The organism is Pseudomonas sp. dw_612, from assembly GCF_018449725.1.
In the GTDB taxonomy this organism is placed as follows: Bacteria; Pseudomonadota; Gammaproteobacteria; order Pseudomonadales; family Pseudomonadaceae; genus Aquipseudomonas.
In genome coordinates this window covers 157,547-164,081 of sequence record NZ_JAAVVC010000015.1, presented here as the reverse complement: position 1 = coordinate 164,081, position 6,535 = coordinate 157,547, and the positions used below count along the sequence as shown (strand labels likewise).

Sequence of the window (6,535 nt, the reverse complement as noted above, 5' to 3'; positions counted from 1 at the left end):
TTCACGCGCCGTATCCATCCGATGGGTTCGCCCATCGGATTACACCCCGATCCTGCGAATCCGCACGGATCCGCTTCTGGGCTTGTCCCTGCTTCCCATGACAGACATATCCCCCCGAATGTTCTAATTTTTTCGACCAGTGAAGGGCGTCATTGCGGCGAGAGAAACCTCCCGGTCTGCGATCGTTTTTCAACGTGACAATTCACCCAACGCCTCACCCATGCACCGCCCCTCGGCCCCTGAAGCGCTGCCGATTCCCGCGTTCAGGCGCCGCGCCGTATCTGAAAAGCACATTTTTCATCGTCAACCACCCCCGAATTCAAAAAGCAGGTTCTTCGATGCAATTCAGCGATTTGATGGCCGTTCTGTCCCAGCACCCGATCCGTCTCCAACTGGATGACGACAACCTGGTTATCCTGGGCGATGACGAAGGACTGGACAGCGCGCTGTGGGACAGTCTTGGCGTGCATAAGAACGAGCTGCTCAAGCTGGTGGAGCGAAATGGTGGCGACTGGCTGAGCCCGGCGTTCCGCATCACCCCGGACATGCTGCCCCTGGCCAGCCTCAGTCAGGAAGAGATCGACCGCATCGTTGAAACCGTGCCCGGCGGCGCCGGCAATGTGCAGGACATTTACCCGTTGGCGCCATTGCAGGAAGGCATTCTTTACCATCACCTTGCGGCGGAGCAGGGCGATCCGTATGTGCTGCAAGCGCTGTTCGGCGCCGAGCAACGGTCGCGGCTCGACGACTTTACCCACGCGCTGCAAGGCGTGATCGATCGCCACGACATCCTGCGCACCTCCGTGGTGTGGGAAGGGCTGGACGAGCCGGTGCAAGTGGTCTGGCACGAAGCGACCCTGGCGCTGGAAGAAATCATGCTCGACCCGGCGGACGGTGACATCGTCGGGCAACTGCAACAACGCTTCGACACCCGGCATTACCGCCTCGATGTGGGCCTCGCGCCGCTGATGCGCCTGGTGTCTGCGCAGGACAGTGAAAACGGCCGCTGGGTGGCGATTCTGTTGTTCCACCACATGGCGCTGGACCATGCGGCGCTGGAAGTGGTGCAGCATGAGATGCAGGCGTTCCTGCTCGGCGCGGCCGACGCGTTGCCGGAAGCGATGCCGTATCGCAACTATGTGGCGCAGGTGCGACTCGGCGTCAGTCGCGACGCCCATGAGGCGTTTTTCCGCGAAATGTTGGCCGATGTCGATGAGCCGACGCTGCCCTTCGGGTTGGCCGTAGTGCCGGAACGTGACCCGGTGATCGAGGAAGTCCATCTGCCGATCGATGCGACGCTCAGCCTTCGCCTGCGCGCCCTGGCCCGGCAGTTGGGCGTGAGCGCTGCTGCCTTGCATCACTTGGCGTGGGCGCGGGTGGTGGGCAGTGTGTCCGGGCGTGAAGACGTGGTGTTCGGCACGGTGCTGATGGGGCGGATGCAGGGCGGCGACGGTGCCGATCGCGCGTTGGGGATGTTCATCAACACCCTGCCGCTGCGGGTGAAACTGGCCGGGCAGGGCGCGCGCGAAAGCGTCAAAGCCACCCATGCCGACCTGGCAGCGTTGCTTGGTCACGAACATGCCTCGCTGGCCTTGGCCCAGCGTTGCAGCGGGGTGCCGGCACCGGCGCCGCTGTTTGGTTCGCTGCTCAATTACCGCCACAGCGGCACGGCGCAGGAGGCGACCACGGAGTCGTTGAAAGCGTGGAAAGGTTTGCAATCGTTGGGCGGTGAAGAGCGCACCAACTATCCGCTGACCCTGTCGGTGGATGACCTCGGCGAAGGTTTCAGCCTGAGCGTGTTGGCGTTGGCGGAAATTGGCGCGCAGCGGGTCGGCGAATACATGCTGACGGCGCTGGCGGGTCTGGCTCGGGCGTTGGAACAAACGCCGGAGATGCCGCTGCATCAGCTCATTGTGTTGCCGGACATCGAGCGCCAGCGGGTGTTGTTGGATTTCAACGCGACGACGCGCAGCTATCCGCAGGACCAAACCGTGCATGGGTTGTTTGAAGCGCGGGTCCTGGCTCACCCCGAGGCGACAGCGGCGGTTCACGACACGCACAGCCTGACTTACAACGAACTCAACATCCGGGCCAATCAGTTGGCCCAGCACCTGATCGGCCTCGGTGTGCAACCGGGCGCGTCCGTGGCGATTTTGCTGGAGCGCTCCCTTGAGTTGCTGGTCAGCCAGTTGGCGATCATCAAGTGTGCGGCGGTCTATGTGCCGCTGGATATCAGTGCGCCGATTGAACGTCAGGGTTTTATGGTGCAGGACAGCGGGGCGCGGGTTGTGCTGACGTTGAGCACGGAATCGGTGCCCGAAGACGCCCGGCGTGTTGATCTGGACACCGTTTCCCTCGATGGCTTGGCAAGTAATCCGCAACTGCCGCAGTCTAGCGAATCCCCGGCCTACATCATGTACACCTCCGGCTCGACCGGCACGCCGAAGGGCGTTTTGGTCCCGCACCGCGCAATCAGCCGCTTGGTGATCAACAACGGCTACGCCGAATTCAACGCCGAGGACCGGGTGGCGTTTGCCTCGAATCCGGCGTTTGACGCCAGTACCCTCGACGTCTGGGCGCCGCTGCTCAATGGCGGTTGCGTGGTGATCGTCGAGCAAGATGTCTTGCTGTCGCAAGAACGCTTCCGCACGTTGCTGCTTGAGCAAAAAATCAGTGTGTTGTGGATGACGGCAGGTCTGTTCCATCAATACGCCGCCGGTTTGATGACCGTGTTTGGCCAACTGCGCTACCTGATCGTCGGTGGCGACGTGCTCGACCCGGCGGTGATCAGTCGCGTGCTGAACGAAGGCGCGCCGCAACACCTGCTCAACGGCTACGGCCCCACTGAAGCCACGACCTTCACCACGACCTATGAGATCAAGGCTGTCGGCACGGGCAGCATTCCGATTGGTCGCCCGGTCGGCAACACCAGGGTTTATGTGCTGGACGCCTACCAGCGGCCCGTACCGGTTGGCGTCGCGGGCGAGTTGTATATCGGCGGCGACGGCGTCGCCAAAGGGTATTTGAACCGCCCGGAGTTGACCGCCGAGAAGTTTGTCGCCGACCCGTTCAGCGCCGACCCGGAGGCGTTGCTGTATCGCACCGGTGACTTGGCCCGCTGGCTGGCGGACGGCACTGTGGAATACCTGGGCCGCAACGACGATCAGGTGAAAATCCGTGGTTTTCGCGTCGAACTGGGCGAGATTGAAACCCGGTTGGGCCAGTGCTCTGGCGTAAAAGATGCTGTGGTGTTGGCGCGACAAGACGAATCGGGACCCAAACGTCTCGTGGGTTATGTGATTGCCGAACCCGGCACCGCTTTGTCAGCGCAGGATCTTCGCGCCGAGCTGGTCGCCTCGCTGGCCGAGTACATGGTGCCCAGCGCCTTCGTGGTGCTGGAAACCTTCCCGCTGACCGCCAACGGCAAGCTCGACCGCCGCGCACTGCCGGCCCCGGACGCCGATGCCTACGCCAGTCGCGAGTACGAAGCACCGCAGGGTGAGGTCGAGGAAACTCTGGCCCGCTTGTGGGCTGACGTGCTCAAGGTTGAGCAGGTCGGTCGTCACGACCACTTTTTCGAACTGGGCGGTCACTCGTTGCTGGCGGTCACGCTGATCGAACGGATGCGTCAGGCCGGTCTGAGCGCCGATGTGCGCGTGCTGTTCAGCCAGCCAACCCTGGCGGCATTGGCGGCCGCTGTAGGTAGCGGCAAAGAAGTGATCGTTCCGGCGAACCTGATTCCGCTGAACTGCGAACGCATTACCCCGGACCTGCTGCCGCTGGCCAACCTGACTCAAGACACCATCGACCGCATCGTCGCCACCGTCCCTGGCGGTTCGCGCAATGTGCAGGATATTTATCCGCTGGCGCCGTTGCAGGAAGGCATCCTCTATCACCATTTGGCCGCCGAGCAGGGTGATCCGTACGTCTTGCAAACGCAGTTTGCGTTCGACAACCAGGAACGCCTCGACGCGTTCATTCAAGCGCTGCAAGTGGTGATCGATCGTCACGACATTTTGCGTACCGGCGTTGTCTGGGATGGACTGGAATCACCCGCCCAAGTGGTCTGGCGTGAAGCGAAATTGCACCTTGAACCGGTCGAACTCGACCCGGTGGCCGGCGAGGCCGTGACACAGTTGAGCCAGCGCTTCGACCCGCGCCATCACCGACTGGATGTCAGTCAGGCGCCGATGATGCGTCTGGCCTATGCGCAGGATGAGGCTAATCAGCGCCTGGTTGCGACGCTGCTGTTCCATCACATGGCGCTGGACCACACGGCCATGGAAGTGGTGCAGCACGAGATGCAGGCGTACTTGCAGGGTGAAGCGGATCAGCTGACTGAAGCGGTGCCGTATCGCAACTATGTGGCCCAGGCGCGCCTGGGTGTCAGCCGCGAGGAACATGAGGCGTTTTTCCGCGAGATGCTCGGGGATATCGATGAACCGACGCTGCCATTCGGTTTGCTGGATGTGCAGGGCGATGGACGTGATATCGAAGAACATGCCCGGGTTGTCGAGACCGCGTTGGATGTGCGTCTGCGAGCACAGGCGCGTCAACTCGGCGTGAGTGCCGCGAGCCTGGTGCATCTGGCTTGGGCGCAAGTGCTGGGCAAGGTGTCCGGCAAGCAGGACGTGGTGTTCGGCACCGTCCTGATGGGCCGGATGCAGGGCGGTGACGGCGCCGACCGGGCGCTGGGGATGTTCATCAACACCTTGCCGTTGCGGGTGGATGTCGGTGCCCAAGGTGTGAAAGCCGGGGTCAAGGCGACCCATGCGCGACTGACCGCGTTGCTCGGCCATGAGCATGCTTCGCTGGCCCTGGCGCAACGCTGCAGCGGTGTGCTGGCACCGTTGCCGCTGTTCAGTGCGTTGCTCAACTATCGCCACAGTGCGGTGGGCGCGATATCCGCTCAGGCCGTGGACGCGTGGCGTGGGATGGAAGTGCTGAGTGGCGAGGAACGCACCAACTATCCGCTGACGTTGAACGTCGATGATTTAGGTAGCGGCTTCAGATTGACGGTGTTGGTGGGTGCGCAGGTTGGGGCCGCGCGGGTTTGCGCGTATATGCATTCGGCGTTGGAAAGCCTGGTGGAAGCGTTGGAGCAGACGCCTCAGGCTTCGTTGTATCGGTTGTCGGTTTTGCCGGTGGCTGAGCGGTTGAAATTGCTGGTTGAGTTCAATGCCACTGAGGCGCTATATCCGCTGGAGCAGACGGTTCATGGGTTGTTTGAGGCGCAGGTTGAGCGCACGCCGGATGCCGTAGCCGTGGTTCATGGCGAGCAGCGGTTGAGCTATCGCGAGTTGAATGAGCGGGCGAACCGGTTGGCGCATTACCTGCGCGGACAGGGCGTGAAACCTGATTCGCGGGTGGCGATTTGTGTTGAGCGCTCGGCGGAGATGGTGGTTGGGTTGCTGGCGATTTTGAAGGCGGGGGGCGGTTATGTGCCGCTGGATCCGGCGTATCCGCTGGATCGGATTGCCTACATGTTGCAGGACAGTGCGCCTGCTGTGGTGTTGGCGAAAGCCGCTACATTGGGGCTGTTGGCCGGGGCTTCGATGCCCGTGATCAATCTGGATGGCGGGATTTGGCAGGACGAATCCGTCGCCAATCCTGTGATTGGCGGACTGATGTCAGCGCATCTCGCGTATGTGATTTACACCTCGGGTTCGACCGGTTTGCCGAAAGGCGTGATGATCGAACACCGCAACACGGTGAACTTCCTGATCTGGGCGCATCGTTCGTTTGATGACGCCACGTTGGCGAAAACCCTGTTCTCGACCTCGCTGAACTTCGACTTGGCGGTTTACGAATGCTTCGCTCCGTTGACCTCGGGCGGCAGCATCGATGTCGTGACTAATGTGCTGGAACTGCGAGACGACATCACCCTGATCAACACCGTGCCGTCAGCCCTCAAAGCCTTGCTGGAATCGGGCGGGTTGAGCAAAAACGTGCACACGGTCAACGTCGCGGGTGAAGCACTGAAACGCAACCTCGTGGAAAACCTGTTCGAACAAACTAGCGTGCAGCGCCTATGCAACCTCTACGGCCCCTCGGAAACCACGACCTATTCAAGTTGGGTGTCGATGGACCGTGAAGACGGTTTCGCCGCCCACATCGGCAAACCCGTCGCCAACACCCAGTTCTACTTACTTGATGAGCACCAACAACCCGTGCCAATGGGCGTTCCGGGCGAAATCTACATCGGCGGCGCTGGCGTGGCGCGCGGTTACCTGAACCGTGACGACCTCACTGCAGAACGCTTCCTCGCCGACCCATTCCGCACCAACGCCCGGATGTACCGAACCGGCGACTTGGGCCGCTACTTGCCCGACGGCAACATTGAGTATCTGGGCCGCAACGACGACCAAGTCAAAATCCGCGGCTTCCGCATCGAACTCGGCGAAATCGAAGCCAAACTCGCCCAGCACGAGAACATTAAGGAAACCGCCGTCCTGGCCCGCGAAGACGTCCCCGGCGATAAACGTCTGGTCGCTTACTACACCGCGCCCGCAGCCCTGGACATCGACGCACTCCG

The 6,535-nt window shown here is 61.8% G+C and carries 1 protein-coding gene (only partly in view); it reads left to right on the top strand.

The window, feature by feature from the left end; all coding sequences use genetic code 11:
- Window positions 1-338: 338 nt before the first annotated feature.
- Window positions 339-6,535: the beginning of a non-ribosomal peptide synthase/polyketide synthase gene (locus tag HB680_RS21935; RefSeq protein WP_213940591.1), read on the top strand. Its footprint extends 24,619 nt past the window's final position; the window shows 6,197 of its 30,816 coding nt (coding positions 1-6,197); the start codon lies at window positions 339-341; its stop codon lies beyond the right edge, outside the window.